29 protein-coding genes and 1 pseudogene are annotated in these 25,547 nt (G+C 66.5%); 17 read left to right on the top strand and 13 right to left on the bottom strand.

What is annotated here, in order from left to right:
* Positions 1 to 407 precede the first annotated feature (407 nt).
* Positions 408 to 662 (top strand): WhiB family transcriptional regulator, encoded by a 255-nt coding sequence (locus AAFP30_RS01080; RefSeq protein ID WP_419227978.1) that lies wholly within the window; start codon positions 408 to 410, stop codon positions 660 to 662.
* An 81-nt stretch (positions 663 to 743) separates the two neighbouring features.
* Here AAFP30_RS01080 and AAFP30_RS01075 read toward each other — a convergent pair whose 3' ends face one another.
* The 5 genes from AAFP30_RS01075 to AAFP30_RS01055 all read right to left on the bottom strand — a co-directional run bounded on the left by AAFP30_RS01075 (position 744) and on the right by AAFP30_RS01055 (position 3,984).
* Positions 744 to 2,243 carry a sensor histidine kinase gene (locus AAFP30_RS01075; protein ID WP_419228627.1) on the bottom strand — a complete coding sequence of 500 codons (1,500 nt, stop codon included), beginning with the start codon at positions 2,241 to 2,243 and terminating at the stop codon, positions 744 to 746.
* A gap of 48 nt (positions 2,244 to 2,291) precedes the next feature.
* On the bottom strand, positions 2,292 to 2,507 hold the full coding sequence (locus AAFP30_RS01070) for a biotin/lipoyl-binding carrier protein (RefSeq protein ID WP_419227977.1): 216 nt from the start codon (positions 2,505 to 2,507) through the stop codon (positions 2,292 to 2,294).
* A gap of 122 nt (positions 2,508 to 2,629) precedes the next feature.
* On the bottom strand, positions 2,630 to 2,704 hold the full coding sequence (locus AAFP30_RS01065) for a 50S ribosomal protein bL37 (protein ID WP_373279550.1): 75 nt from the start codon (positions 2,702 to 2,704) through the stop codon (positions 2,630 to 2,632).
* Between the two features lie 75 nt (positions 2,705 to 2,779).
* A complete protein-coding gene (gene rsrA, locus AAFP30_RS01060; protein WP_419227976.1) occupies positions 2,780 to 3,076 on the bottom strand; it encodes a mycothiol system anti-sigma-R factor in 297 nt (98 codons plus the stop codon).
* Positions 3,073 to 3,984, bottom strand: a complete 912-nt coding sequence (locus AAFP30_RS01055) for a sigma-70 family RNA polymerase sigma factor (protein ID WP_419227975.1) — start codon at positions 3,982 to 3,984, stop codon at positions 3,073 to 3,075. The genes rsrA and AAFP30_RS01055 overlap by 4 nt, the downstream gene beginning before the upstream one ends.
* A gap of 121 nt (positions 3,985 to 4,105) precedes the next feature.
* Here AAFP30_RS01055 and AAFP30_RS01050 point away from each other — a divergent pair, with 121 nt between their 5' ends.
* Together AAFP30_RS01050 and AAFP30_RS01045 are read left to right on the top strand one after the other, a co-directional pair.
* Entirely contained in the window at positions 4,106 to 4,603 is a 498-nt protein-coding gene (locus tag AAFP30_RS01050; RefSeq protein ID WP_419227974.1) for an aminoacyl-tRNA deacylase, read from the top strand.
* 73 nt (positions 4,604 to 4,676) lie between these two features.
* Positions 4,677 to 5,483: an SOS response-associated peptidase gene (locus tag AAFP30_RS01045; RefSeq protein ID WP_419227973.1), complete on the top strand. Its 807-nt coding sequence runs from the start codon at positions 4,677 to 4,679 to the stop codon at positions 5,481 to 5,483.
* Here AAFP30_RS01045 and AAFP30_RS01040 read toward each other — a convergent pair whose 3' ends face one another.
* Together AAFP30_RS01040 and AAFP30_RS01035 are read right to left on the bottom strand one after the other, a co-directional pair.
* Complete coding sequence (locus AAFP30_RS01040) at positions 5,484 to 6,509, bottom strand: zinc-binding alcohol dehydrogenase family protein (RefSeq protein ID WP_419227972.1); 1,026 nt, start codon at positions 6,507 to 6,509, stop codon at positions 5,484 to 5,486.
* Positions 6,510 to 6,549: 40 nt separating this feature from the next.
* The gene (locus AAFP30_RS01035; RefSeq protein ID WP_419227971.1) at positions 6,550 to 8,031 is read right to left on the bottom strand and encodes a flavin-containing monooxygenase; all 1,482 of its coding nucleotides are present in this window, start codon (positions 8,029 to 8,031) and stop codon (positions 6,550 to 6,552) included.
* 82 nt (positions 8,032 to 8,113) lie between these two features.
* Between AAFP30_RS01035 and AAFP30_RS01030 the strand changes: the two genes are divergently transcribed.
* Both AAFP30_RS01030 and AAFP30_RS01025 read left to right on the top strand, forming a co-directional pair.
* Complete coding sequence (locus tag AAFP30_RS01030) at positions 8,114 to 8,578, top strand: hypothetical protein (protein WP_419228626.1); 465 nt, start codon at positions 8,114 to 8,116, stop codon at positions 8,576 to 8,578.
* Complete coding sequence (locus tag AAFP30_RS01025; RefSeq protein WP_419227970.1) at positions 8,575 to 9,777, top strand: MFS transporter; 1,203 nt, start codon at positions 8,575 to 8,577, stop codon at positions 9,775 to 9,777. The genes AAFP30_RS01030 and AAFP30_RS01025 overlap by 4 nt, the downstream gene beginning before the upstream one ends.
* A gap of 20 nt (positions 9,778 to 9,797) precedes the next feature.
* Here the strand turns inward: AAFP30_RS01025 and malQ are convergent, their stop codons facing one another.
* Complete coding sequence (malQ, locus tag AAFP30_RS01020; RefSeq protein WP_419227969.1) at positions 9,798 to 11,945, bottom strand: 4-alpha-glucanotransferase; 2,148 nt, start codon at positions 11,943 to 11,945, stop codon at positions 9,798 to 9,800.
* A 110-nt stretch (positions 11,946 to 12,055) separates the two neighbouring features.
* Here malQ and AAFP30_RS01015 point away from each other — a divergent pair, with 110 nt between their 5' ends.
* The gene (locus AAFP30_RS01015) at positions 12,056 to 12,670 is read left to right on the top strand and encodes a cysteine hydrolase family protein (RefSeq protein ID WP_419227968.1); all 615 of its coding nucleotides are present in this window, start codon (positions 12,056 to 12,058) and stop codon (positions 12,668 to 12,670) included.
* Positions 12,671 to 12,821: 151 nt separating this feature from the next.
* Here AAFP30_RS01015 and AAFP30_RS01010 read toward each other — a convergent pair whose 3' ends face one another.
* The 4 genes and pseudogenes from AAFP30_RS01010 to AAFP30_RS00995 form a co-directional block, all read right to left on the bottom strand.
* Positions 12,822 to 14,132 carry an ATP-binding protein gene (locus AAFP30_RS01010; RefSeq protein WP_419227967.1) on the bottom strand — a complete coding sequence of 437 codons (1,311 nt, stop codon included), beginning with the start codon at positions 14,130 to 14,132 and terminating at the stop codon, positions 12,822 to 12,824.
* Between the two features lie 105 nt (positions 14,133 to 14,237).
* Positions 14,238 to 14,619 (bottom strand): annotated as a pseudogene (locus tag AAFP30_RS01005) (FAD-binding oxidoreductase); the annotation flags it as partial.
* Positions 14,620 to 14,706: 87 nt separating this feature from the next.
* The gene (locus tag AAFP30_RS01000; protein WP_419227966.1) at positions 14,707 to 15,354 is read right to left on the bottom strand and encodes an SDR family oxidoreductase; all 648 of its coding nucleotides are present in this window, start codon (positions 15,352 to 15,354) and stop codon (positions 14,707 to 14,709) included.
* A 109-nt stretch (positions 15,355 to 15,463) separates the two neighbouring features.
* Positions 15,464 to 15,739, bottom strand: a complete 276-nt coding sequence (locus AAFP30_RS00995) for a GlsB/YeaQ/YmgE family stress response membrane protein (RefSeq protein WP_419227965.1) — start codon at positions 15,737 to 15,739, stop codon at positions 15,464 to 15,466.
* Between the two features lie 238 nt (positions 15,740 to 15,977).
* On the opposite strand from AAFP30_RS00995, the gene AAFP30_RS00990 reads away from it, so the two are divergent.
* The 4 genes from AAFP30_RS00990 (at position 15,978) to AAFP30_RS00975 (ending at position 19,324) form a co-directional block, all read left to right on the top strand.
* Positions 15,978 to 16,430: a MarR family winged helix-turn-helix transcriptional regulator gene (locus tag AAFP30_RS00990; RefSeq protein WP_419227964.1), complete on the top strand. Its 453-nt coding sequence runs from the start codon at positions 15,978 to 15,980 to the stop codon at positions 16,428 to 16,430.
* Positions 16,431 to 16,501: 71 nt separating this feature from the next.
* The gene (locus AAFP30_RS00985) at positions 16,502 to 18,304 is read left to right on the top strand and encodes an MFS transporter (RefSeq protein ID WP_419227963.1); all 1,803 of its coding nucleotides are present in this window, start codon (positions 16,502 to 16,504) and stop codon (positions 18,302 to 18,304) included.
* A 106-nt stretch (positions 18,305 to 18,410) separates the two neighbouring features.
* Positions 18,411 to 18,800 carry an ArsR/SmtB family transcription factor gene (locus AAFP30_RS00980; protein WP_419227962.1) on the top strand — a complete coding sequence of 130 codons (390 nt, stop codon included), beginning with the start codon at positions 18,411 to 18,413 and terminating at the stop codon, positions 18,798 to 18,800.
* The gene (locus AAFP30_RS00975) at positions 18,797 to 19,324 is read left to right on the top strand and encodes an SRPBCC family protein (protein WP_419227961.1); all 528 of its coding nucleotides are present in this window, start codon (positions 18,797 to 18,799) and stop codon (positions 19,322 to 19,324) included. Before AAFP30_RS00980 ends, AAFP30_RS00975 begins: the two co-directional genes overlap by 4 nt.
* A gap of 4 nt (positions 19,325 to 19,328) precedes the next feature.
* On the opposite strand, the gene AAFP30_RS00970 is transcribed toward AAFP30_RS00975, so the two are convergent.
* Positions 19,329 to 19,802: an NUDIX hydrolase gene (locus AAFP30_RS00970; protein ID WP_419227960.1), complete on the bottom strand. Its 474-nt coding sequence runs from the start codon at positions 19,800 to 19,802 to the stop codon at positions 19,329 to 19,331.
* A gap of 88 nt (positions 19,803 to 19,890) precedes the next feature.
* On the opposite strand from AAFP30_RS00970, the gene AAFP30_RS00965 reads away from it, so the two are divergent.
* The 7 genes from AAFP30_RS00965 to AAFP30_RS00935 all read left to right on the top strand — a co-directional run bounded on the left by AAFP30_RS00965 (position 19,891) and on the right by AAFP30_RS00935 (position 25,512).
* A complete protein-coding gene (locus AAFP30_RS00965) occupies positions 19,891 to 20,370 on the top strand; it encodes a hypothetical protein (RefSeq protein ID WP_419227959.1) in 480 nt (159 codons plus the stop codon).
* Positions 20,371 to 20,432: 62 nt separating this feature from the next.
* Complete coding sequence (locus AAFP30_RS00960; RefSeq protein ID WP_419227958.1) at positions 20,433 to 20,657, top strand: hypothetical protein; 225 nt, start codon at positions 20,433 to 20,435, stop codon at positions 20,655 to 20,657.
* 4 nt (positions 20,658 to 20,661) lie between these two features.
* Positions 20,662 to 21,171 (top strand): O-acetyl-ADP-ribose deacetylase, encoded by a 510-nt coding sequence (locus AAFP30_RS00955; RefSeq protein WP_419227957.1) that lies wholly within the window; start codon positions 20,662 to 20,664, stop codon positions 21,169 to 21,171.
* A 71-nt stretch (positions 21,172 to 21,242) separates the two neighbouring features.
* Positions 21,243 to 22,184 (top strand): NADP-dependent oxidoreductase, encoded by a 942-nt coding sequence (locus AAFP30_RS00950; protein WP_419227956.1) that lies wholly within the window; start codon positions 21,243 to 21,245, stop codon positions 22,182 to 22,184.
* 47 nt (positions 22,185 to 22,231) lie between these two features.
* Positions 22,232 to 23,059 (top strand): aldo/keto reductase, encoded by an 828-nt coding sequence (locus AAFP30_RS00945; RefSeq protein ID WP_419227955.1) that lies wholly within the window; start codon positions 22,232 to 22,234, stop codon positions 23,057 to 23,059.
* Positions 23,060 to 23,092: 33 nt separating this feature from the next.
* Positions 23,093 to 24,295 (top strand): aminotransferase class I/II-fold pyridoxal phosphate-dependent enzyme, encoded by a 1,203-nt coding sequence (locus AAFP30_RS00940; RefSeq protein WP_419227954.1) that lies wholly within the window; start codon positions 23,093 to 23,095, stop codon positions 24,293 to 24,295.
* A gap of 11 nt (positions 24,296 to 24,306) precedes the next feature.
* Entirely contained in the window at positions 24,307 to 25,512 is a 1,206-nt protein-coding gene (locus AAFP30_RS00935) for a serine hydrolase domain-containing protein (RefSeq protein WP_419227953.1), read from the top strand.
* The last annotated feature ends 35 nt before the right edge of the window (positions 25,513 to 25,547 follow it).

Raw genomic sequence — 25,547 nt, 5'->3', positions numbered from 1 at the left:
TCGCAGACCACAGCGTTAGTCGAGTGTGATCGGATCAACATCGTCGTCGTGTCATGACTCACAGATTACGACGAGTGACTCCAAGACCACCAGAGATTTGTTGCGACTACCTGCGGAAATTCATTAACAACAGGAAACAAAGCGGGTAGAGTAATACATCGGTGCGCAACCGTGTGCAACCACCCCCTCTCACCAGGGGTGCTCCCGAAGTGGTAGGGCGCGACAGTGATATTGCACACGTGTTAAACACAACCCATTGACTTCGCCTGGATTCGTGAAAGTATTCACAAGCAACAGCGCGGAAACATTCGGTGGGTCCGCGTGAACCAGCGGTTACAGCCACAACACACAAGACATAAATAGTAGTTGTCGAGGGGTGCTCAAACGAGCACGTGAAGGAGTTAGGAATGGACTGGCGTCACAAGGCAATTTGTCGCGACGAGGATCCGGAACTGTTCTTCCCGGTGGGGACGAGCGGTCCGGCGATTGCGCAGATCGCTGATGCGAAGCTCGTCTGCGCGCGCTGCCCGGTCACGGCCGAATGCCTGTCGTGGGCACTCGAGTCCGGTCAGGATGCCGGCGTCTGGGGCGGCATGAGCGAAGACGAACGACGGGCCCTCAAGCGGCGTACGGCACGTACGCGCTCGCGGAGCAGCGTCTAAACGGGGAAGACACCGCCGCAACGGCGACCACGAAAGAGACCCGGCCTGGCCGGGTCTCTTCGTCTGTGCGGGGAAACATCTTCATCGCAGGGGGATGGTCATGTTCACCACGGTTCCCGGCCCGTCGGGATTGGGACCCATGGTGAGTTCACCGCCGAGTTCGATCGACACGAGGGTTTGCACGATCTGCAGTCCGAGTCGATCCGAGTTGGCGATGTCGAAGTCGTCGGGTAGTCCGGAACCGTTGTCGCGCACCGTTATGCGGAGTGCGCGGACGTCGCGGTCGGCCTCGATCACGATGGCCGCGTCGGTTCCGCCTTCGGCGAACCCGTGCTCGATCGCGTTCTGGATGATCTCGGTGAGCACCATCACCAACGGCATCGCGAATTCGGCCGGCAGCACGCCGAGCCGATCGACGTGCCGGACGGTGACCGGCGTATCCCCGGAAGCGACATCGACGAGGATCGGGACCAGTCGGTCGACGACCTCGTCGAGATCGACCTCTTCGTCGACACTGCCCGAAAGCAGTTCGTGGACAAGGGCAATCGACGCGACCCGGCGCACGGCCTCGGTGAGCGCGCCCCGCGCCTCGGGGTTGGAGGTACGTCGGGCCTGCAACCGCAGCAGCGCCGACACCGACTGCAGGTTGTTCTTCACCCGATGGTGGATTTCCCGGATCGTCGCATCTTTGCTGATCAGCGCCCGATCCCGGCGCTTGACCTCGGTGACGTCGCGAATCAGGACGACGGCGCCGCGGCTCACCCCGCGCGGACGCAACGGCACCGACCGGATCAATGTGGTGGCCCGACGCGCATCGGCCTCCATCCGCATCCCCACATCCCGGTACGGTCCCGCCGGTACCGCCTGTACCCCGGCCGCGGCATCGATCATCACCGCCACGTCACCGGATTCGAAGGGATCGGTGAGCAGCGAGGCGGTCACCTCCGACAGCCTGGTGTGCGTCAGTTCCGCCGTCCACCCCATACGGTGAAACGCCGAGAGCGCGTTGGGACTCGCGTAGACCACCATGCCGTGATCGTCGACACGCACGAATCCGTCTCCCGCACGCGGTGTCGACAGGCCGTGAGTGTTGCTCTCCTGCAACGGGAAGGTGCCGTCGGCGACCATCTGACACAGGTCGTTCGCCGAGTCCTGGTAGGCCAGTTCCAGCGGTGATGGCAGTCGTGGATGGGTCAGATCCACGGCTCGGGTGAGGACTGCGATGACCGCGCCGTGGAAGCCGACGGGCACCGCCTCCCGGCGAATGGCGACCGCACCCAACCATTCCGGGTCCTCGTCACGCAGGACCCGATCGGCGACGAACGCCCGCCCGAGGTGGTCGCGCACCGAACCGGTGACGATGGCGCCGACCTCGTCGCGCGGAAACACCGTCGACGCCGTGTTGGGGCGGCACTGTGCGACGGTCACGACATCGTCGTCGTCGGTGCGCACCGCGAGTAGGAAGTCGGCGAAGGACAGGTCGGCGAGCAGCTGCCATTCGGCGACCAGCCGCTGCAGATGACCGGCGGCCGCGTCGGAGAGTCGGGTGTGCTCGGCGAGGAGATCGGCCAGGGTGGACAGCTCACGCCTCCCACGGATATGCGGCCGGACAAACCACGGCGAGTCGTCCTACTGGTAGACCGCGATGATGTCGCCGGCCTGGATGACGTCGCCGACCTTCACCTTGATGTCGCCGATGGTGCCGGGTTCCTCTGCGAGAACCGGGATTTCCATTTTCATCGACTCGAGCAGGAACAGGGTGTCGCCGACGTCGACCTGCTGGCCGGGGGTCGCGCGAACCTCGAGAACACTAGCAACGATTTCTGCCACGACGTCTTCAGCCATGCATCAAAAATAACCCACCAGGTGCCGAAAACGCGTGAGCGCCCGCCGTCGTTCCTCATGCTGGATGAGTGCACGACAGCGGGCGCTGACGATGTTTCGCTCGTACTCGGCTGAACCTGGGTTCAGGAGTTCGGACGCCGACCGTGGTTGGCGGCATTCTTCTTGCGAGCGCGCTTCTTACGTCCGCGCTTACCCATGACGGATCTCCTTTTGTGCTGGTTGCGGGAGCCATTCTCCCACGTCGGGAAACTCGGGTCGACGGTGCCCGGTGCTCAGTCGGCGGTTCCGCGCGTCGTTTCGCGCACGACGACGGTCTTGCGGATCTCGATGCGTAGCCGTTCGCGCAGCCCGTCGGGTGCCTGATCACCACCGCATTTGCGGTTGATCAGGGCCTTGAGCTGCTGCTCGATGCCGTAATGGGCGAAGCAGGACGGGCAGCTGTCGAGATGACCCTGCAGTCGGGTCCGGGCTCCCGGATCGCATTCGTTGTCCAGGAGCAGCCAGACGTCGGCGATGACCGCCGAGCAGTCGAGGTTGCTGAATTCCGGATCGGCGTCGTCGGTGCTCATCGGGCCACCTCGCTCTCCGACGCAGCACGTGCGGCGCGGTTGAAGCCACGCTCGCGGGCGACGTCACCGAGCAGTTCACGCAGTTGGCGACGGCCACGATGCAGTCGCGACATGACGGTGCCGATGGGGGTGTCCATGATCTCGGCGATCTCCTTGTAGGGCAGCCCTTCCACGTCGGCGTAGTAGACGGCCATCCGGAAATCCTCGGGGAGTTCCTGCAGGGCCGCCTTGATGTCATCGTCGGGCAGCGCGTCGAGGGCCTCGATCTCCGCCGACCGAAGACCGGTCGACGTGTGCTCGGCCGTCGCCGCGAGCTGCCAGTCGGTGATCTCGTCGGTCGGGTACTGGGCGGGCTGCCGCTGCTTCTTGCGGTAACCGTTGATGTAGGTGTTGGTCAGAATCCGATACAGCCAGGCCTTGAGGTTGGTGCCCTCGCGGAACGACGAGAACGCGGAGAACGCCTTGATGTAGGTGTCCTGCACGAGATCTTCGGCATCGGCGGGGTTGCGCGTCATACGCAGTGCAGCGCCATACATCTGATCCAGCAGCGGGAGCGCGTCGCGCTCGAACCGCTCGGTCAGCTGTGCGGGGGTCTCACTCGGGTCGGTGCGATCGGGCGCCTGCGAACCGGCCCCACCGCGCGCGGGCGTCGCGTCGGTCGGCTGATCCCCAGGTGATTCGGGTTCGGCGGGTGATTCGGGTTCGGCCACTACGATCCCTTCGGTGACGGCATCCGCGGACAGCCCGTTCGGGGCCGCGATGACCCAGCGTGGATCAGGTGTCGCGTGTCCGCTGTCGGTCCAGCTTACCGATGCGCCATCGGCCCCGGAGTGGGGTCGGGTCACGTCGGGTCGGGCCGGCGCATCATGTACCGATGGTGTGGGTACGAGCAGTCCGGTGGTGCTCATCTGGCTGATCGACCGTCCTTCCGCGTCGGGAGAAGTGGGCTGGTTGGCGCTGTGGCCACCCGACACAACAGCCCGACCGCGGCAAATGTTCCACCGACTGACGGAAAGGGGTGTGAGCCTCATGGCTGCGACACCGGCGATCGCCGCGCTCGAGCGGGCGGGCATCACGCACACGGTCCACCGATATGCGCACGATCCGCGCAGCCGCGACTACGGCGACGAGGCCGTTGCGGCGATGACGGCCGAACTCGGGGTCGAGGCTGCCCAGGTCTTCAAGACGCTGGTGATCGACGTGTCGGGCAGCCTGGCCGTCGCGGTGCTGCCGGTTCCGCGCAAGCTGTCGCTGAAGGCTGCGGCCGCTGCGCTGGCCGAGGTTTTCGGCGGCGTGGGCAAGGCGACGATGGCACAGGAGAAGGCGGTCACCCGCTCGACCGGCTATGTGTTCGGCGGTGTGTCGCCGCTGGGTCAGCGCACGGCGCTGCCGACGGTGATCGACGCGTCGGCGATGAGTTGGGCGCAGGTGCATTGCAGTGCCGGGCGGCGTGGCCTGGAGGTGGCGCTCGCCCCGGCCGATCTGGTGGCCGCGACGGGTGCGGTGGTCGCCGAGATCGCCGTCTGATCAGATGACAGTCTGAGCAGCTCAACGCCCTGGTCGCGGGCCGCTGTCGGCATGCCGTGGAACGATGGTCGGTATGTGTGGACGATTTGCGGTGACGACGGACCCGGCCAAACTGGCCGCGGAGATCGATGCGGTCAATGAGGTGCCGGTGCCGCTCGATCCGGCGGCGAACTCTCCCGACAAGGAGAGCGGCGACGCCGGCGCCGCCGACAAGGAGCAGGCGAAGAGCACACGAAGCGTCGGCGAGAACTACAACGTGGCGCCGACGACGACCATCATGACCGTCGTCAATCGGCACTCCCCCGAGGAACCCGACGACGATCCGGCGCTGCGGGTCCGCGCGATGCGCTGGGGTCTGGTGCCGCCGTGGGCCAAGGAGATCGGCAAGGGACCGCTGCTGTTCAACGCACGCGCGGAGACCGCCGGGGAGAAGAGTTCGTTTCGGGCCGCGGTGAAATCCAAACGCTGCCTGATCCCGATGGACGGCTGGTACGAGTGGCGCAAGGGACCCGAGGACGCCAAGGGCAAGCCGACGAAGATCCCGTTCTTCATGTCCCCGCACGACGGCACCCGGCTGTTCATGGCCGGGCTGTGGTCGGTGTGGCGGCCCAAGGACGCGGACAAGGACGAGGCACCGCTGTTGAGCTGCTCGATTCTCACCACCGACGCCGTCGGCCATCTGCGCGAGGTGCATGACCGGATGCCGTTGATCATGCCGTTCGACAACTGGGACGCCTGGCTCGATCCCGACCAGGTGGCGCCCGAGTCGCTGTACGCGCCGCCGAGCGACACCATCGCCGAACAGATCGACATCCGCGAGGTGGCACCGCTGGTCAATCGGGTCGCCAACAACGGGCCGGAGTTGCTCGAGCCGGTGTGATCACCCCGGCACCAGCACTGCGGCACCGTCGAACCGCCCCGCCTTCAAGTGGATGAGCGCGTCCTGGGCCGCCGACAGCGGATAGGTGTGGGTGGTGGGCTGCACCCCGTGCTGGGCGGCAAGCGCCAGGAACTCGCGGCCGTCGGCCCGGGTGTTGGCGGTCACCGACCGAATCTCCTTCTCGTAGAACAGTTCCCGCTCGTAGTTCAGCGCCGGGATGTCCGAGAGGTGGATGCCCGCGATGGACAGCACCCCACCGCGGTCCAGTGCGCGCAGGGCGACCGGCACCAACTCCCCCACCGGCGCGAAGGTGATGGCCGCGTCGAGCGGTTCAGGCGGCTCGTCGTAGGCGTCGCCCGCCGACGCCGCTCCCAGGGAGAGGGCGAGTTCACGCGCCTGCTCACCGCGGGTCAGGACGTGTACGCGGGCGCCGAGGGCGATGGCCACCTGCGCGCACAGGTGGGCACTGCCACCGAATCCGTAGAGCCCCAACCGTTCCGGGATTACGAAGCCGAGTGCTGAATCGTCGGGTCGGCTCGCGCGTTTGAGTGCTCGGTAGCCGATGATGCCGGCGCACAGCAGTGGCGCGGCGGCGACGGTGTCGAGGTCGTCGGGCAGCGGATAGGCGAAGGCGGCCGGCACGGTGGTGTATTCGGCGTACCCGCCGTCGGCGTCCCAGCCGGTGTAGTGCGATGCGGGACAGAGGTTTTCGTCGCCGCGCCGACAGTAGACGCAGGTCCCGTCGGTGCGTCGCAGCCACGCCACGCCGACTCGGGCGCCGATCTCGATGTCACGCACGTCGGCGCCGCGATCGACGACCTCACCGACCACCTCGTGACCCGGCGTGACGTGCTCACGATGCACCGGGAGGTCGCCCTCGCTGACGTGCAGGTCCGTGCGGCACACGCCGCACGCGAGGACGCGCACGAGGAGTTCGTCGGCGGCCGGTGTCGGGGTGGGTTTGTCGATGAACTCGAGTGGTCGCTCGTCGATCGGACCGGGACTGGTTACCGCCCATGCGCGCATGACCGAACTTTACGGTCGAGCGGCGGCCATGCGCCGGTCCTCAGCGATACGTGTAGGCGTCGAGCGGGAATCGGTCCATCTCCCGTAGCGTCGTCAGGGTGGAGTTCGGGCGCAGCAGCGCCGCCTCCCCGTGCTGGTTGAAGTAGTAGCTGCGCGCCGACGCACAGTTGCCGGTGTAGAAGACCGACGACTGCAGGTCGTCGGTGACCTGCGCGAGGAAGGCGTCGTTGGCGGCGTCGGTGACCTCGAAGGTCGACGTGTCGCGGCGGCGGAGTTCACCGAAGAGTCGGCGGATGTGTTTCATCTGGGACTCGATGGTGGTGAAGTACGAGAGTCCGCTGTAGGAGTACGGACTGTTGAGCGACAACAGGTTCGGGAAGCGCGGCACGGTGATGCCCTCGTAGGCCTGGAATCGGTTGTCCCGCCACCAGCGGCCCAGATCACGGCCCTGGAGACCGATGATGCGGATGGCCGGGAAATTGGTGTCCCACAGATCGAATCCGGTGGCGAGGACCAGCGTGTCCACCACGGTCTCGGTGCCGTCGGCAGTGACGATCCGGTCGGCCTCGACACGGGCGATCGGACTGGTCTGCAGGGTCACGTGCGGTTGGTTGAACGCGGCGAAGTAGGTGTTGGAGAACGTGGGACGCTTGCACCCGAAGTCATAGGACGGCGTGAGTTTGCGGCGGGTGTCGGGGTCGCGGACCTGTCGGCGCAGATGCGCCTTGGCCAGCAACGCGGCGGCCTTGTTGCCGGGTTTGGCCTGCTTGTAGTGCAGCACCCCGACCACCATCAGCAGTTCCAGCAGCGAGGTGCTGACCAGGCGCGCAGCGCGTTGGGTGAGCGGCACGGTGGCGAACAGCCGCTGCACCGTGGCGGGAATCGGGAAGTCGAGCTTGGGCACCACCCAGATCGGGGTGCGCTGGAAGACGGTCAATTCGTCTGCCCGCTCGGCGATCTCCGGGATCAGCTGCACCGCGGTGGCGCCGGTGCCGATGATCGCCACCCGCTCGCCGGTGAGGTCGTGGCCGTCGTCCCACGCCGCGGTGTGCAGCACGCTGCCGGCGAACGAGTCCATGCCGGGCAGATCCGGGGTGTGCGGCTGGGAGAGGAATCCGGTCGCGGTCACCAGATATCGGGTGGTGCGTACCGCGCCGTCGCTGGTGATGACCTGCCAGAGTTGTTCGGCGTCATCCCATTCCGCGCTCTCGACGATGGTGCCGAACTCCATGTGCCGCTTGAGATCGTAGGTATCGGCGATGTGCTCGGCGTACCGTTTGAGTTCGGTGCCGGGCGCGAACATCCGCGACCAGTACGGGTTGGGCGCGAAGGAGTACGAGTAGGTGACCGACGCGATGTCCACGGCCAACCCCGGATAGTGGTTGACGTGCCAGGTACCGCCGAGGTCGTCTTCGCGTTCGAGGATCGCGATGTTGTCGATGCCCAGACGCCGGAACTCGATGGCCGCACCCATCCCGCCGAAGCCGGCACCCACGATCACCACGTCATGATCAGGCTGCATTGCGACACTCCCCTTCGCTGTGCTGACCACACAGTAACCTGTTGTGACGGAAGAGGAAACCATCGTCGACACCGGGAGCGCCATGATCACTGAACCTGTTGCCGCCGAAGATCTCTCGACGCTCGCCATCGGGACGGACACAGTGGTCGTGGTGCTGATCGCCGGGCTGCTTCTGTTGTGGGGGCTGCTGTTGGGCATCTGGAAGTACCACGGGATCGCGACCTCACCCGATCATCGGGCGCATGTCTACGTCGACATCGCCCATCGCGCGGCGCTCATGTATGCGTTCGCGACCCTCGTGCTGGCCGCCCTGGTCGCGGTGAGCGCGTGGCCATCATGGGTGAATCTCACTGCGGCGATCGTGCCCGTGGTCTTCTTCGTCGGTGCGATCGCCAGTTACGTCATGCACGGCGCGATGCGCGATACCGACAACCAATTCGCGCGCCCGGCACCGGGTTTGGGTGCGTCGATGATCGCGTTGATCATCGGCGAGGTAGGTGGATGTGTCGTGCTGCTGGCCGGAGTCGTCGCCACACTGGTCCGATGAGCGCAACGACTCCGATGCCACCACGCGCCGCGAGCGGCCGCGCATTGTTCGCCGCGGTCTTCGCGTTCGCGGTGGTCATGCTCGGCACCACCCTGCCGACCCCGCTCTACGCGATCTACTCGGGCGAACTCGGCTTCGGGGTGACCACGACGACGGTCATCTTCGCGGTGTATGCGGCCGGGGTGATCGCTGCGCTGATCCTGTTCGGCCGCTGGTCGGACATCATCGGTCGCCGTCCCCTGCTGTTCGCCGGCGCTCTGCTCTCGGTGGCGAGCGCGGTGGTCTTTCTGACCGCGGGCCCGGTGTGGCAGCTCATGATCGGCCGGGTGCTGTCCGGGTTGTCGGCGGGTATCTATGCCGGCGCGGCGACCCCTGCGGTGATCGAGCTGGCTCCGCGCGGATGGCGCCATCGGGCGCCGTCCCTGGCGACCGCGGCCAACATCGGCGGCCTCGGGTTGGGGCCGTTGATCGCGGGGCTGCTCGCCCAGTTCGCGCCCGCACCGCTGCGGATGCCGTTCGCGCTCGACCTCGTGCTGCTGCTGGTCGCGATGATCGGCATCTGGTTCATCACCGAACCGGTGGCAGTGCGCCGCGGTGCCCGCGTGTCTGTGCAGCGCCTGTCGGTGCCACCCGAGGTGCGGTCGGTGTTCGTGCGGGCGTCGATCGCGGCGTTCGCCGGGTTCGCGGTGATGGGGACCTTCACCGCGGTGACGCCGTCGTTCCTGACGCACATCCTGGGCATCGACAATCATGCGGTGACCGGCATCCTGGTGTCGCTGCTGTTCGGAGCGTCGGTGGTGGCGCAGATCGCCGGTCGATCGCAGCCGACCGAGCGGGCGCTCATCGCAGGCTGCGCGATCCTTGCCGTCGGCATGGCGATCCTCACCGCCGGGTTGATCGCGGCGTCGTTCACCCTGCTGGCACTCGGTGCGCTGGTGTGCGGTGCGGGCCAGGGGCTCTCGTTCTCAAAGGGACTCGCGGCCGTGGTCTCGGCGAGCCCGGCCGATCGGCGCGCGGAGATCACCTCGACCTACTTCGTCGTCGCCTACGTCGCGATCTCCCTCCCGATCGTCGGCGAAGGTATCGCCGCGGCCCAGTGGGGGCTGCGCACCTCGGGGATCGTGTTCAACGTGGCGGTCGGAGTGCTCGCCCTCATCGCACTCGGGTTGACGGTGCTCGAGGTGCGGCGGCACCGCTGACGCCGCTGCACGGTGCCGGGTCAGCGCCGCCCGACGCCCGACGCGGCGAGGGCCGCCACCAGTTCGGCGAATCGGGCGTTGCTCGCGAGATCCTCCACCAGGACCGGTGTACCGTCCGAATCCGCCAGCGGGATACACCAATTCGGGTACTGGGCGGCGTCGGTGCCGGGCTGGTTCTGAATTCGTCGCTCTCCCACCGCATCCACCAGGGCGACGCCGAGAAGCACCGAAGGACTGGCGGCGATGAGTTGGTACAGCGCATCCACCGTGCGCGGATCGGTCAGCGGTATGTCGTCGGCCAGAAGGCCACGGTCTTTCACCAGAGCCAGCACCGCATCCCGATCGCGGGCGTCGCGGGCCCGTTCGGCGTCCTCGCCGGTTTCCAACAGACCCAGCCGTGAACGCAGATCGATGTGGTCGCCGTGCAGGTATCCGAGGGTCGGCGGGAGGTCGTGGGTGGTGACCGAGGTCAGGCACAGCGCGCGGTACTCCTCCGGCGGGATCGGCGCGTGCGGACCGTGCTCGAACCACAGGATCGAGGTGCCCAGAATTCCTCTGTGCAGCAACGCCTCTTGCACGTGACGCTCGAACACGCCGAGGTCCTCGCCGATCACCACGGCACCCGCCCGTTCGGCCTCGAGTGCGAGGATGCCGATGAGGGCGTCGTGATCGTAGTGGACGTAGGTGCCGGCGGCGGGCCCCTTGCCGTCGGGAATCCACCAGAGCCGGAACAGGCCGAGAATGTGATCCACGCGCAGTCCGCCGGCGTGCCGCAGCACGGTGCGCAGCATGTCGCGGTAGGGGACGTAGGCGGCGTCGGCGAGTTTGCGCGGATGCCATGGCGGCTGATCCCAGCCCTGGCCCTGCTGGTTGAATCCGTCCGGCGGCGCACCGACGGTCGCGCCGGAGGCCAGGACGTCGCCGAGGGTCCACACGTCGGCGCTGTGCCGTGCGACCCCGACGGCGAGGTCGGCGACGATGCCGATGTCCATGCCAGCGGCCAGGGCGGCCTCCTGGGCGACGGCGAGTTGCTGATCGCAGATCCACTGCAGCCAGGTGAAGAACTCGACGCGGTCGGCCAGCTCACGGCGCTTACGTTTGATGAACTTCTTGTCCTGCAACTGTTTCGACCACTTCGGTGACGTCTCGCCATACCGTTCGGCGAACGCGCACCAGGTGGCAAAACCACGCAGTCCCTTGCCTTCCCGCTTCCGGAACGCGCGGTACTCCGCGGCGCGGTCGTCGGTCAGCGGCACCCGGTGGATCTGCTCGAGGATCTCCATCTTGGCGCGGAACGACTTGTTGCGCTTGATGTTCGACGTCGACGCGTTCTCCCGGGCGAAGGACCGCTGCCGCTTGGTCATGGCCTTGTGGTCGCGGCGCCGCAAGGCCGCGGCCTCCGGGATGTCCTCGACCCGGATGTAGAGCGGGTTGGTGAACCGTCGCGTCACCGGTAGGTACGGCGACTCCTCGATCGGCGGTTGCGGCTGGGCGGCATGCAACGGGTTGACCTGGACGAAATCCGCGCCGTAGGTCCGTGCGGCCACCTCGCAGATCTGTTTGAGGTCGGCGAAATCCCCGACTCCCCACGATCCCGACGACCGCACCGAATAGAGCTGGACCGCCAGTCCCCACCGTTGCGAGTCGGTCAGTTTCTCCGCCGTCGACAATCGGCGCGGGGTGACGATCAGCGAACCCTCGACGCTGTGGTCGCGGCTCGGGTTGTGCGCGGTCACGATGTGGTAGCCGGGTTCCAGATCGGCGGGTACCGCAAACGTGGCGCGCCCGACCAGCACGCCGTCGATCTCGCGTGGCTCCACCCAGACGTCGAGCTGACTCGGCTCGATTACTCGTCCGGTCTCGGTGGTGATCCGCACGTAGACCGGGTCCCAGTGCGGCACGTGGACCGCGAAGTGGGCATCGGTCCCGGCGGTCGCCAGGGTGACCGCCGGAAGCATCGCCTGCCAGGGTTCGTCGTCGAGGGCGGCGTGCGCGGCGGCGATCTCGGTTGCCGTCGACGCCGCGATTCCGAGCGAACCCAATACGGCGACAATGGTTTCCGCACTGACCTCGTGGTCGAGTTGATCCCAGCCCACGTAGCTGGTGGCCACCCCGCACCGGTGTGCCAGTCCGGCCAGTTCGTCGCGCGGCACCGCATCGGTTGTCACGAGAGCATCGTCTCACCGATTCGTCGAGCGGGCCCGACGACCGCGAGAAAGTGATTGAATCGGCGGTGGCGTGGCTCACACACGCGATGCCCCGAACGTAAAGGAACCCCATGTCGCAGACCCTCACCCTCGACCCGGCCACCACCGCACTGGTACTCATCGAGTTCCAGAACGAGTTCACCAGCGACGGCGGCGTGCTGCACGACGCGGTGTCGGAGGTGATGGAGAAAAACGGCGTACTCGCCAACACGGTTGCGCTGGTGGACAAGGCACGGGCCGCGGGCGTCACCATCATGCACGCGCCGATCACCTTCGCACCCGGCTACGGTGAACTCACCCGCCACCCCTACGGCATCCTCAAGGGCGTCGTCGACGGCAATGCGTTCGTGAAGGGGTCGTGGGGCGCGGCGATCGTCGACGACCTCAGCCCCGCCGACGGCGACATCCTCATCGAGGGCAAACGCGGTCTGGACACCTTCGCCAGCACCAACCTCGATTTCATCCTGCGCAGCAAGGGCATCACCACGATCATCCTCGCCGGATTCCTCACCAACTGCTGTGTGGAGTCGACGATGCGGTCGGGCTACGAGAACGGTTACCGGGTGCTCACCCTGACCGACTGCACCGCGGCGACCTCGGTCGCCGAGCACGACAACGCGATCAGCTTCGACTACCCGATGTTCTCCGAGCCGGTCGAATCTTCGGCGGTGATCGGCGCACTCTGATCAGACCGGTCAGAACCGCTGGTTGAGCGCGACGAGCGAGCGCAGCGAGCCCGACGCTGGACTACCGCTGGTTGAGCGCGACGAGCGAGCGCAGCGAGCCCGACGCTGGTCGAAACCAGCCCGACCGATGATCGCTGTGATGTCAGTTGACCTACAACCGCGCGATCCGTTCGATGTCCTCGAGGAAATCCGCGACCACCTCGCCGGACACGGTCGCCCGGGTCTCGGCGAGGGCGTCGAGGTAGTCCTGGGTCGTCGGCCCGTCGATGACGCCCGGGCCGGCGGCCAGCGACCGTTCGAGTGCGCTCTGCGCGGCCCGTCGGGCGGCGTATTCGATGTCGGCGGGGGTGAATCCGTCGCTGCTGCGCACCAGGTCGTCGACGACGACACCGTCGGCGGCCGGGGGCAGGAAGCGTTCCCAGATGGCGGTGCGCGCCTCGTCGTCGGGCAGGCCGATCGGGATCACGTAGTCGAAGCGTCCGTGCCGCAGAAACGCCGAATCGAGGGCGCGGACGAAGTTGGTCGCGCAGATCAGCAGCCGTCCCGGCTCGGACCGGAACTCGGGGATCAACTTGAGCAGTTCGTTGGTCACTCCCTGGGTCGGCGACGGCGGCTCACCCTGCCGGTGTGCCGCGATCTCCTCGACCTCGTCGATGAACACCACGACGTGATCGAGTTCGGCTATCCGACTGAAGGTTTCGCGCAACCCGGCGGCAACGCTGGGCGCCCCGTCGGCCAGCCGCGACGGGAAGACCTCGATGAACGACCAGCCCAGCCGCGATGCGACGGCCTTGGCGAACGTCGTCTTGCCGGTGCCGGGCGGCCCGAACAGCATCACCGCGCGCGGTGGCACCACCCCGCAGCGCACGGCGAGTTCGGGTTCGGTCAGCGGGGTGATCAGCCGCAGTTCGAGCAGTTCCTTCTCCCGGCGCATCCCACCCATCGCGTCCCACAGGTCGTCGGGCAGCGAGCGGCCGCCCAGTTCGCGGAGCACCGACAGTTCCGAGGCGGTGACGGTGACGGGTCGTTCGAGGTAGCGCAGGTTCTGTTTGACGTGGTAGCCGTCGCGCAGATAGTCGTCGAAGCGGGCCTCTTCGTCGGCGACCAGCGCCGACAGCCGGGCCAGACCCAGGGGTGCCATACGGCGGGTCAGTCCGGCGAGCAGCGCCGATCCGGTCTGCGAATCGGATCTGCTCGGCAGGACCGCGAAGAACACGATCCAGCCCTGCGCGTGTGCGGCTCGTCCGACGATCGCACCGACGACGCGATCGTGGTCGTCCACCGCGACCAGTGCGTGGTCTTGGTGGCAGGAGGTCAGCACCTCCGAGAGGGCGTACACGGCGGTGCCGGTCGGACGGGACACACGTTCCCAGAGTTCGACGATGCCGTCGACGTCGCTGGGATGGAAGTCGCGCACGCGCGGCAGGCCGGTACGCACGGGTGTGGTGCTGATCGAGGTCATGACGGGCTCCGATCGGTTCGGGACAACTGGTCGGTTCAGGGAGTCGGGCCAGACTAGGGGCTACTCATGGGTTCGCCAAGCGATTTCCGAAACCGATCAAGTGCTCTATTCGGGTCGGCCGAAGAGCACTCCCGGGTTGAGCCGCGCGGCGGGATCGAGCGCGTCCTTGATCGCGCGCATCGTCTCGCGGTCGACGTCGCTGCGGCCGAGATGTGTCCACGCCGCCTTGGCGCGACCGATGCCTTGTTCTGCGCTGATGCTACCGCCGTGGGCGGTCACCGCGCTGAACACGCGGGCTGTGACGTCGGCGACCTCAGCCTCGGGGACGTCAAGGAGATTGACGTGGATGTTGCCGTCGCCGATGTGTCCGAACAGGATCGGCCGACAGCTCCGCGAACGCCGCCGGCAGCGCCCGAATCGGTACGGACACATCGAGTTTCACGACCGGCGCGGTAGTCGACCGGGCGATCGATTCGGTGTGTTGTTCGTCGAGACGGGGTCGCATGCGACGTCATCTCGGTGTCGCGTACTCAGCCGAGTACGCGGTTCCGAAATGAGGTCGCATGCGACGTGATCACGGCAATGCGTCCGCGATCGGCGTATCGCCGTCGTCGAATTCGATTGTCGTGCCATAGGTGCCGGCATCGTCGAGCACCGCAGCGATGACGGCGGCCACGTTGTCGCGGCTGGCCTCACTGGAGTCGCTACGCGATCCGCCGACCTTGATCTTGCCGCTGCCGGGCTCATCGGTGAGGCGACTCGGCCCGAGGATCGTCCAGTTGAGTGAGGTGGCGCGCAGGTATTCGTCGGCAGCAGCCTTGGCGTCGGCATATGCGAAGAACGAATTGTCCTCGGGTACACCGTGATCAGGGCCGGCCCCGAAGTAGGAGACCATCACGTACCGCGCGACACCTGCAGACTTCGCGGCGTCCATGGATCGGATCGCGGCGTCGCGGTCGACGGCGTAGGTGCGTTGCGGGTCGCCACCGCCCGCGCCGGCCGACCAGACGATCGCGTCCTGCCCGGCGAGGACCGAGGCGAGGCCTGCGGTGTCGAGTTGTTCGATGTCGGCGACGACGGGGTTTGCCCCCGCGTCGGTGACGTCGGCGACGTGCGCGTCGTTGCGGATGATCGAGGTGACGTCGTCACCCCGTTGGGACAGGATGCGCGCTGCCCGCAGCGCGATCTTGCCGTGTCCTCCGATGATCGCCACTCGTGTCATGTGTTCACTCCTTGTCGTCGGCGGTGTTCGTTTCCGTCTCTGCCCAACAACACCGACGCCGCCGGTTCATCCCGGATGGGAGAACCCGCGGCGTCGGCGGCGGTTCGGGTCAGACGTGGGAACGACTGCGTCCCCGGATCATGCTCACGATCCAGATCAGCAGGCAGGCACCGATGAGACAGGTAATGAAGCTGAGGATCAATCCAAAGCCCTTCACGTCGACGTCGAACAGACTCAGAATCCATCCACCGATGAAGCCGCCGATGATACCGAGCACGATGTTGAGCAGAAGTCCCTGCTGAGCATCGGTTTTCATGATCTTGCTGGCGATCCAGCCGGCGAGGCCGCCGATGATGATCCAGCCGATGATTCCCAGTGAGAGCATGACTCCTCCGTCTCCGCGCGCCGTCGCGCAGGTAGTTCACAACTGGTTCTTCGGACGCTACGCGCGACTAACGGTTTCGCCGTGAACTGCCGACGTGCTGGTGCGGTTTCGTGGCCGAGACGAGACCACCTCACGGTTCGGTAACGGCCTTCAGGATCTCTTTACGATTCGCTTACTTAGCATCAAGCAACCAATAATGGTTGCAGTACACAACCAACCTCACCGAAAGGCCGCGCCGATGACGTCCGTCTCCACCATCGACGATCTGGGTACGTCGGCCGATGTCGCGACCCTGTACCACCTCCTCACCCGGATCAATCGCACGCTCCGCATCCGCGGCGGCGATGGCGCCAATCTGAGTGCCGGTGTCGCGGCCGCGCTGTGGACGATCATCAACCACGCCCCCATCCGCCTCTCCGCGTTGGCCGAACGTGAGTCGGTGTCCGCCCCGACCATGTCGCGACTCGTCGCGGTGCTGGATGAGAAGGGCTACATCGAGCGCACCACCGACCCCGACGACGGCCGCGCCAAGTTGCTCAGCGCAACCCCGGAGGGCGTCGAGGTCATTGCCAGCGCCCGGAGTCAGAAGGCTCGCGTGCTCGCCGAGGCCATCGACGGCCTCGACAGCGAGGACCGCAGCACGGTGTGTCGAGGGTTGTCGATCCTCGCCGACGCACTCGGGACGACGTAGACACCCCGGACCGCTCCGTCCGGAGTCGGCCCACCCGACCAGCCACCACTCGCTCTCTCACAGGACTTCTCATGACAGACACCACAGCCGCACCCGACGCGGCGACCGTCGACCCGAACTACAAGTGGATTGCCTTGTCCAACACCACGTTGGGCATGCTGATCGCCACCATCAACTCCTCGATCGTGCTGATCGCCCTGCCCGACATCTTCAAGGGCATCAACCTCAATCCCCTCGAGCCGGAGAACACCAGCTACCTGCTCTGGATGATGATGGGCTTCCTCGTCGTCACCGCCGTCCTCGTCGTCTCCTTCGGCCGCCTCGGCGACATGTACGGCCGCGCCCGCATGTACAACATGGGCTTCGCCATCTTCACCGTGTCGTCGATCTTCTTGGCGATCACCTGGTTCGACGGCACCGAAGCCGCTATCTGGTTGATCGCCTGGCGCATTGTCCAGGGCGTCGGCGGCGCCTTCCTGATGGCCAACTCTTCGGCCATCCTCACCGACGCCTTCCCCGCCGACCAACGCGGCCTGGCCATGGGCATCAACGGCGTCGCCGCGATCGCCGGCTCCTTCCTCGGCCTGCTCATCGGCGGTGTGCTCGCCCCCATCCAGTGGCACTACATCTTCCTTGTGTCGGTGCCCTTCGGTGTGGTCGGCACGATCTGGGCATACCTGAAGCTTCGTGACACCGGTGTCCGCAAGAAGGCCAAAATGGACTGGTGGGGCAATGTGACCTTCGCCGTCGGACTGATCGCCATCCTCATCGCCATCACCTACGGCATCCAGCCCTACGGCGATTCCAATATGGGTTGGACCAACCCCTGGGTACTCACCGGCCTCATCGGCGGCGTCATCATGCTGGCCATCTTCGTGTTCATCGAGACCAAGGTCGAGAGCCCGCTCTTCGAACTGTCCCTGTTCCGTAACCGCAGCTTTGCCTTCGGCAACGCCGCCAACCTGATGGCCTCCATCGGCCGCGGCGGTCTGCAGTTCATCCTGATCATCTGGTTGCAGGGCATCTGGCTGCCCCAGCACGGCTACGACTACTCCCGCACCCCACTGTGGGCCGGCATCTACATGGTCCCCATGACCATCGGCTTCCTGCTGTCCGCACCGGTCTCCGGCGCGCTCTCGGACAAGCTCGGCACCAAATGGTTCACCACCACCGGCATGGTGATCACCGCCGGCACCTTTGCCGCCCTGATCGCCATGCCCGTCAACTTCGCCTATCCGGTGTTCGCGATCGTCATGTTGATCAACGGCATCGGCATGGGATTGTTCGCCTCGCCGAACCGCGCCGAGGTCATGAACAGCCTGCCCGTCACCTCCCGCGGGTCCGGTGCAGGCATGATGACGACATTCCAGAACGCCGCCATGGTGCTCTCCATCGGGCTGTTCTTCTCGCTGATGATCGCCGGTCTGTCCGCGCATCTCCCCGACGCCATGTACAGCGGCCTGACCACCAACGGCCTGCCCGCCGACCAATCCAACGCCTTGGCGCACCTGCCGACCGTGGGCATCCTGTTCGCCGCGTTCCTCGGCTACAACCCGATCCAGCAACTGCTGGCCGGACACGCCTCAGGATTGCCGCAAGCCAGCGTCGACCACTTGACCGGGTTGGACTTCTTCCCGCACCTGATCTCCGACCCGTTCTCCGACGGCCTCACCGCCGCGTTCACCTTCGCGCTGATCTGCTGCCTGCTCGGTGCGGTGTTCTCACTGTTCACCGGCGGCAAGAAGACGGCACCGGACGCTCAGGCCGATTCGACCGAGAGCCACGAGTCGTGGGGTGAGGAACTCGCCGCGGTCGCCTCGGAGGCCTCCGGGGAAGCTCCGGCGGAACTCGTTGGGGTACCCGACCGACGCTGATTCCCGAACACTCTGATCGATCAGGCCCGCCCGACGCCCCGCGCGACGGGCGGGCCGCATTTTCTCCGCCCTATCCAATTGGTAACCCATCAGTTACCATTAGTGGGTGTCCGTTTTCGAGGCCATCGCCGATCCGGTGCGTCGCGCGATTCTGAGCTCGCTGGTCGACGGCCCGTGCCGCGTCGTCGACCTCCGTGCGGCGCTGAACGACCGATCGACGATCTCGCGTCCCGCGGTCAGCCGCCATCTTCGTGTGCTCGGCGAGGCAGGTCTCGTCGACGCCGAGGACCGCGGCCGGGAGCGGCACTATCGCTTGGTCACTGCACCCCTCGACGAGGTTGATCGATTCCTCGCCGATCTACGGACCGGGCAGCCGCTCGCGTCACCGACACCACCGATCGGCGACCACCTACTCGACGCGCTCGACACTGAAGTTCATCGCGCAAAGAGACAGCGCCCCAGTGCAGTTCACACTCGCAAGGAGAACTCTGCATGAACCCAGAACCAACCGGACGCCACCGCGTCGGCCGCGACGGCGACGAAATCGTGCTGACGCGCACATTTCGGGCCGGGATCGACGACGTGTGGGCGGCAATCACCGAATCGGACCGGCTCGCTCGATGGATCGGCGTCTATAGCGGCGATCCGAGCACCGGGAGCGTCGACTTCACGATGACCTTCGAGGGCGACGAGAACCTCACCTCGACACGCTATGACATCGTGCGCTGCGATCCTCCACGACTGTTGCAAGTCCGCACCGTCGACGCTTATGGCCAGTGGGATCTGACTGCCGAACTCGTCGAGACCGATGGCGTCACCACGCTGACATTCAGCCAGGTCGTCCACGATCCGGCCATCGTCGAGAGCGTCGGGCCCGGCTGGGAGTACTACCTCGACCGTTTGGGCGCATCCCTGACCCGAGACGATCCGGCGGCAATCGACTTCGACGATTACTACCCCGCGCAGCGCGATCACTACCTCGCGATCGCAGCCGGCATCGGCACGCACCGCGCCGACTGACCGATCATCGCCGGAACCAGGCGGCTTCCTCGCCGAGCAGCGCCTTGTCGATGCGCAGGCGGGAGGTGTCGGACAGGTCGTCGGGGATCTCGTCGACCGCGAACCACGCGACGTCGGTGTTCTCGTCGTCGGAGGGATGCGGCTCCCCCGACACGTGGCGCGCGAGGAAGCAGACGTCGAGGTACTGCGTCTGGTCACCGTTCGGGTAGGTGATCAACGGCGTGACGTCGATGCTGGTCAGCCGGATGACGTCGGCCCGGATGCCGGTCTCCTCACTGATCTCGCGGATGATCGCCCGCGCCGGCTCCTCCCCCGGCTCGAGCACGCCGGAAACCACCGCCCACTGACCGGTGTCGACCCGTCGGGTCAGGAGGATACGTCCGGCGTCGTCGCGGACCACGGCGCTCACCCCCGACAGCCACAGCGGCGCATGACCGATGTGTTCGCGGAGGCGGCGGATGAAGTCGGGAATCGGCACGTCACCCATCCTGCCGTGGACGGTCGACCGAGATTGTCGGTACCCGATGATTCACTGCACGTGACCCGAGAACGCAGGAGGTAACCCAGTGGACAAGCCGCACGAGAGTTCGCCGGAGACGCCCATCGTGTCCGACTGGGCAGAGATGGAAGCGTGGCTGGTCGAGTCCCTGGGCTCGATGACCCCGGTCGGGGTGCTCGACCTCGGTCCGGCACACGTCCACGACGACGAGGTCGATGCCGACTGCGTGCAAATCCACGCGCTGACCGCCGGTACGTTCCTGATCCGGCTCTCGACGACGATGATGTCGACGCCGCTGATCGGCCGGCATCGGGTGCCGCGCGAAATCCTGGACACCTGGTTCTACGACGATCGGTTCACCGACTGCACCCACGGCTATCTGATCAGTCGATCGCCGCACCGGGTCGCCGAGATCACCGTCGCGTGGTTCCGTGATCGGTGTGGGTACGCCGGTCCCGAAGCGCTCGGCTGCTCCTACACCGAGCCCATCGATCTTCCCCGCATCGCCGCCGACCGAGTACCCCGCAAGTCTCAGGGATACCCCTGATCTTTCCCCGAAAGACACCGTGAACAGGTGATTTTCTTCGACACGACAGGCAAGGTGGAGTCATGAGCACACCAACACCCAATCCCACCACCAACTCCAACGGCTTCGGCTTCTGGAAGGTCCTCGGCGTCATCGCTGTCGTCCTGCTGGCCTTGGCCATGATCGGACCGCTGCTGAAGGGACTGTTCTGGGTCGCCCTGCTCGGCCTCGCCGCGTACGGCGGCTGGATGCTCTGGCGGCAACAGTCGAAGAAGAAGTCCTCCGGCAACGGTCCGACCTTCCCCTGACCTCGTGACCGGCATCGACGTCGTCCGGGGTGACATCACCGCTCAGCCGGTGGACGCGATCGTCAACGCCGCCAACTCGTCGCTGCTCGGCGGGGGTGGCGTCGACGGGGCCATCCACCGCGCGGGCGGTCCCGCGATCCTGCACGAATGCCGGATGCTGCGGGAGACCACTCTGCCGTCGGGGCTGGAAGCCGGTGCCGCCGTCGCCACCACCGCCGGCGATCTGCCCGCCCGCTGGGTCATCCACACGGTCGGCCCCGTGCACTCGGCTCGGGAGGATCGCACCGAGATCCTGCGCAACTGCTACACCCGCAGCCTGCGGCTCGCCGATTTCCTCGGTGCGCGTTCGATCGCCTTCCCACTCATCTCCAGCGGCGCGTACGGGTGGCCGCTCGATGACGCGGTCACCCAGCAGGTGTCCGCGATCCGCGGCACGGACACCGCCGTCGAGTCTGTGACCCTGGTCGCATTCTCCGCCGACATCCTGGACCTGACGCGCCGTGCGCTGGGCTGATCGGCGATCCACCGTTCGGCGCACGTCGATTGCCATGGAATAGCCACGGGGCTCGCACCCTTGCACCACCCATGGCCCACAAACTCGTCGTTACCGCGTACGGAGAACCCGCCGACGTGGTGCGCCTCATCGAGGCGCCGGACCCCACGCCGGGTCCCGGCCAGGTGGTCGTCGCCACCCGCGCCATCGGCATGAACCCGGCCGACGTCAAGACCATCCGCGGCCAGATGGGCGCCGACGAATCGCGTCTACCCCTGCCCCTCGGATTCGAGGCCGCCGGCGTGGTCACCGCGATCGGCGAGCACGCCCACAGCGCGTCGGGTCCGATCTCGGTCGGCGACGACGTCATCGTGTACCGCGCCGTCGGCGCCTACACCGACGTCCTGCTCGCCGACGCCACCGCCGTCCACCACCGGCCCTCCACCTTGGACGCCGAACACGCAGCCGGACTGTTGCTGGTCGGCGTCACCGCTGCCGATCTGGTCGCAACCGCAGCCGTCCAACCGTCGGATGTCGTTCTGGTACATGGCGGTTCGGGCGCGGTGGGATCGATCGCGGTACAACTGGCGGTCTCCGTCGGCGCCACCGTCGTCGCGACTGCCGGAGCCGCCAATCAGGATCACGTCGCAGCACTGGGTGCCACACCCGTCGTCTACGGCGAGGGACTCCTCGATCGGGTGCGGACAGCCGCAACCGGCCCGGTCACCGCCGTCCTCGATACCGTGGGTACCGACGAGGCGATCGATGTGTCACTCCAGCTCGTCGACAACCCGGGCAAGATCGTCAGCGTCGCCGCCTTCGGTCGGGCAGCAGACGGCATCGTCGTGCTCAACGGCAGTACTCCGCAGAGCAAGCAGAACCGCGCTGCCGCCATCGACGACCTCATCGCCGACGCGGCCGCCGGCCGACTCGCCACCGAGGTCGCCAAGACCTTTCCGCTGGCCGACGCCCCTACTGCCCTCACCGAACTCGCCACCACGCATCCGCGCGGCAAGTTCGTCCTCCTCCCCTGAACCGATAAAACCCCCGAAAACCCAACCACAAGAAGGAGATTCAGCGAATGTCAGTACCTGCGATCACTCTCAACAACGGTGTGGAGATCCCGCAACTCGGCTTCGGCGTCTTCCAGATCCCGCCGGAAGAGACCGCCGCCGCGACGCTGACCGCATTCGAGGTGGGCTACCGACACATCGACACCGCGGAGATGTACGGCAACGAGAAGGGTGTCGGTGAGGCAGTCGCGAAGTCCGGCCTCGACCGCTCCGACGTGTTCATCACCAGCAAACTGAACAACAAGTTCCTGACCTACGACGACGCACTGCGCGCCGCGGACCAGACCCTCGCCGACCTCGGCCTCGAGCAGATCGACCTCTTCCTGATCCACTGGCCGCTGCCCACGGTCAGCGATTTCGTCCCGCGATGGAAGGCCCTCGAACGTTTCCTCGCCGACGGCAAGGCCCGCGCGATCGGTGTCTCCAACTTCCAGCAGGCCCACCTCGAACGGCTCTTCGACGAAACCGACGTCGTACCCGCGGTGAACCAGATCGAGGTGCACCCGTATCTGACACAGAAACCGCTGCGGGACTTCAACGCGGCGCACGGGATCGCGACCGAAGCGTGGTCGCCCATCGCGCAGGGTGACGTGCTCGACGACCCGGTACTCGCCAAGATCGCCGCGGAAAAGGGCCGCAGCACCGCACAGGTGACGTTGCGCTGGCACATCCAGCGCGGCGACATCGTGTTCCCGAAGTCGGTGACCCGCTCGCGCGTCGAGGAGAACTTCGCACTGTTCGACTTCGACCTGTCGCCCGACGATCTCGCCGCGATCGACGGACTCAACAAGGACCGCCGACGGGGCCCCGACCCGGACACGTTCGACCGCGTCTGAGTCATCGTGACGGCCTCGGCGACAATGGGAGCCATGAAGATCTCCCCCACCAGGATTTCTCGCCGCGCCGAGGCCGTCACGCCGTTCTACGCGATGGAGTTCGGCAAACGCGCCGCGGAATTGGAGGCGGCCGGACACGACGTGGTGAAGCTCAGCATCGGTGAACCCGATTTCGGCGCCCCGCCCGCCTTTCTCGCGGCGATCGCCGAACTGACCGACGGCCGGCCGCTGACCTACACCGGCGCGCTCGGATTGCCCGAATTACGCTCCGCGATAGCCGGATTCACCCGCGACCACTTCGGTGCCGACATCGATCCGGGGCGGGTGGTCGTCACCTCCGGCGCGTCGGCCGCCCTACTGCTGTGCTGCGCGGCGCTCATCGATCCGGGTGACGAGGTCCTCGTCGCCGACCCGTCGTATCCGTGCAACCGCCGATTCGCCGAGAGCTTCGGCGCCCGCGTTCGGCTGGTCGGCACCACCCCGGAGACCCGATATCAACTCACGGCCGGGCTCGTCGACGAGGCCTGGTCACCCGACACCCGCGGGGTGATGGTCGCGACGCCGTCGAACCCGACCGGCACGTCGATCCCCTTCGACGAGCTGGTCCGTCTGTGCACCGGCGTCGACTCCCGAGGCGGCTGGCGCATCGTCGACGAGATCTATCTGGGCCTGTCGGATCCGACCGCCGACGGCGGTGGTCCGCGCAGCATTCTCACCGCCGATCCCGGAGCCATCGTCATCAACAGCTTTTCCAAGTACTTCGGCATGACCGGCTGGCGGCTGGGCTGGTGCATCGCCCCCGATGAACTGGTGCCGGTGTTGGAACGGCTCGCGCAGAACTACTACATCTGCGCGCCGACGCCGGCCCAGTTCGCGGCACTCGAGTGCTTCACCCCCGACTCGCTGGCTCTCGCCGAAGCCCGCCGCGCCGAGTACCGCATCCGGCGTGAGCTGGTGCTCGACGGCCTGCGCCGGATCGGGCTGCCGGTCCCGGTGATCCCCGACGGCGCGTTCTACGTCTACGTCGATGTGTCGGCCACCGGATTGACCGCCGGCGACTTCTGCGACCGGGCACTTCGCGAGGCACATGTATCCCTCACGCCCGGAATGGATTTCGGTGAACAGACCGCCGACACCCACATCCGGCTCTCCTATTCGGCGTCCGCGGACGAACCGTCGGAGGGATTGCGTCGGCTCGGCGAGTTCGTCGGCGGATTGCCCGCGGTCAGCTCGTAGACTCGACCGGCATGAGCACACCGACGATCGACCCGCGGAAACTGTCCACCGGCCTCGACGCGGTGGTCACCGCGGCGACGAGCGGCGAGCACCGCCTACCCGGTGTGGTTGCCGGCGTCACCACCGCCGCCGACGACATCTACCTGTCGTCGGCGGGACTGCGATCCCTCGACGACGACGCGACGCCGATGACCGCCGACTCGGTCTTCGCGATCTTCTCGGCCACCAAGGCGATCACCGCGACCGTGGCGCTGCAACTCGTCGAGCGTGGGCAACTCGACCTCGACGCCCCCGCCAAAGAGTACGTTCCGCTGCTCGGGCTGGTGCGGGTCATCGAAGGTTTCGAGGAGAACGGCGAGCCCCGCCTGCGGGCTCCGAAAACCGATCTCACCACACGCCAATTACTGACCCACACAGCGGGTTTCGGCTACGACTTCTTCAACGAGACCTACGCCCAGCTCTCCCGGGCCGGCTGGATGCCCAACATCGCCACCGCCACCTTGGACGCCCTGACCACCCCGCTGCTGTTCGATCCGGGCACGTCCTGGGAGTACGGCAGCAACCTCGACTGGGTGGGGCTGATAGTCGAGGCGGTCACCGGAGCGCGCCTCGGTGACGTGATGAGCGAACACCTCTTCAGTCCACTTGGCATGTCCGACACCGACTTCGAGCTGTCAGCCGACCAACGCGAGCGCCGCGCGGTGCTGCATCAGCGTAAGCCGGACGGTTCCCTCAAACCGAATCACCGCTTCGCTCAGCCGACCGATCCGGAGATCCAGATGGGCGGGCAAGGCCTCTACTCGACGGTGCGCGACTATCTGGCATTCTGCCGAATGTGGTTGCGCGGCGGCCTGTCCGATTCCGGCGAACAGATCCTGCGGCCGGGCACCGTTGCCGAGGCCACCCGCAACCAACTCGGCGACCTGAAGATCCACGAACTCCCCGGCGTCATCCCGTCGCTCGCCAATGACGCCGAGTTCTTCCCCGGCCTGCCGAAATCGTGGTCGCTGGCGTTCATGGTCAACGACGACGACGCCCCCACCGGCCGGCGCGCCGGTTCGTCGGCGTGGGCCGGCCTGGCCAATCTCTACTACTGGATCGACCCGATCAGCGGAATCGCCGGATTCTGGGCCACCCAGATCCTGCCGTTCGCCGACCCGGCCACGCTCGAGCACTACCTCGACTTCGAGGCTGCCACGTACCGCGCACTCGGGTGACAACTGACTGAACCGCGGGTTCAGGTCAACAAATT

Origin of the sequence: Gordonia sp. CPCC 205515 (assembly GCF_048537925.1) — a bacterium.
Classification (GTDB): Bacteria; Actinomycetota; Actinomycetes; order Mycobacteriales; family Mycobacteriaceae; genus Gordonia.
The sequence above is the reverse complement of the archived record's forward strand: the minus strand, read 5'-3'. Positions and strand labels throughout refer to the sequence as shown.

Bases quoted from the DNA above. Each gene is read 5' to 3' on its own strand.
- AAFP30_RS00960 (WP_419227958.1), top strand. From the start codon at position 20,433: ATGAGCACACCAACACCCAATCCCACCACCAACTCCAACGGCTTCGGC.
- AAFP30_RS01050 (WP_419227974.1), top strand. From the start codon at position 4,106: ATGGCTGCGACACCGGCGATCGCCGCGCTCGAGCGGGCGGGCATCACG.
- AAFP30_RS01070 (WP_419227977.1), bottom strand. From the start codon at position 2,507: ATGGCTGAAGACGTCGTGGCAGAAATCGTTGCTAGTGTTCTCGAGGTT.
- rsrA (WP_419227976.1), bottom strand. From the start codon at position 3,076: ATGAGCACCGACGACGCCGATCCGGAATTCAGCAACCTCGACTGCTCG.
- AAFP30_RS00950 (WP_419227956.1), top strand. From the start codon at position 21,243: ATGGCCCACAAACTCGTCGTTACCGCGTACGGAGAACCCGCCGACGTG.
- AAFP30_RS01035 (WP_419227971.1), bottom strand. From the start codon at position 8,031: ATGCAGCCTGATCATGACGTGGTGATCGTGGGTGCCGGCTTCGGCGGG.
- AAFP30_RS01040 (WP_419227972.1), bottom strand. From the start codon at position 6,509: ATGCGCGCATGGGCGGTAACCAGTCCCGGTCCGATCGACGAGCGACCA.
- AAFP30_RS01080 (WP_419227978.1), top strand. From the start codon at position 408: ATGGACTGGCGTCACAAGGCAATTTGTCGCGACGAGGATCCGGAACTG.
- AAFP30_RS01015 (WP_419227968.1), top strand. From the start codon at position 12,056: ATGTCGCAGACCCTCACCCTCGACCCGGCCACCACCGCACTGGTACTC.
- AAFP30_RS00985 (WP_419227963.1), top strand. From the start codon at position 16,502: ATGACAGACACCACAGCCGCACCCGACGCGGCGACCGTCGACCCGAAC.
- AAFP30_RS00990 (WP_419227964.1), top strand. From the start codon at position 15,978: ATGACGTCCGTCTCCACCATCGACGATCTGGGTACGTCGGCCGATGTC.
- AAFP30_RS01055 (WP_419227975.1), bottom strand. From the start codon at position 3,984: ATGAGCACCACCGGACTGCTCGTACCCACACCATCGGTACATGATGCG.
- AAFP30_RS01000 (WP_419227966.1), bottom strand. From the start codon at position 15,354: ATGACACGAGTGGCGATCATCGGAGGACACGGCAAGATCGCGCTGCGG.
- AAFP30_RS01045 (WP_419227973.1), top strand. From the start codon at position 4,677: ATGTGTGGACGATTTGCGGTGACGACGGACCCGGCCAAACTGGCCGCG.
- AAFP30_RS01030 (WP_419228626.1), top strand. From the start codon at position 8,114: ATGATCACTGAACCTGTTGCCGCCGAAGATCTCTCGACGCTCGCCATC.
- AAFP30_RS00945 (WP_419227955.1), top strand. From the start codon at position 22,232: ATGTCAGTACCTGCGATCACTCTCAACAACGGTGTGGAGATCCCGCAA.
- AAFP30_RS00935 (WP_419227953.1), top strand. From the start codon at position 24,307: ATGAGCACACCGACGATCGACCCGCGGAAACTGTCCACCGGCCTCGAC.
- AAFP30_RS00975 (WP_419227961.1), top strand. From the start codon at position 18,797: ATGAACCCAGAACCAACCGGACGCCACCGCGTCGGCCGCGACGGCGAC.
- AAFP30_RS00940 (WP_419227954.1), top strand. From the start codon at position 23,093: ATGAAGATCTCCCCCACCAGGATTTCTCGCCGCGCCGAGGCCGTCACG.
- AAFP30_RS01010 (WP_419227967.1), bottom strand. From the start codon at position 14,132: ATGACCTCGATCAGCACCACACCCGTGCGTACCGGCCTGCCGCGCGTG.
- AAFP30_RS01025 (WP_419227970.1), top strand. From the start codon at position 8,575: ATGAGCGCAACGACTCCGATGCCACCACGCGCCGCGAGCGGCCGCGCA.
- AAFP30_RS00995 (WP_419227965.1), bottom strand. From the start codon at position 15,739: ATGCTCTCACTGGGAATCATCGGCTGGATCATCATCGGCGGCCTCGCC.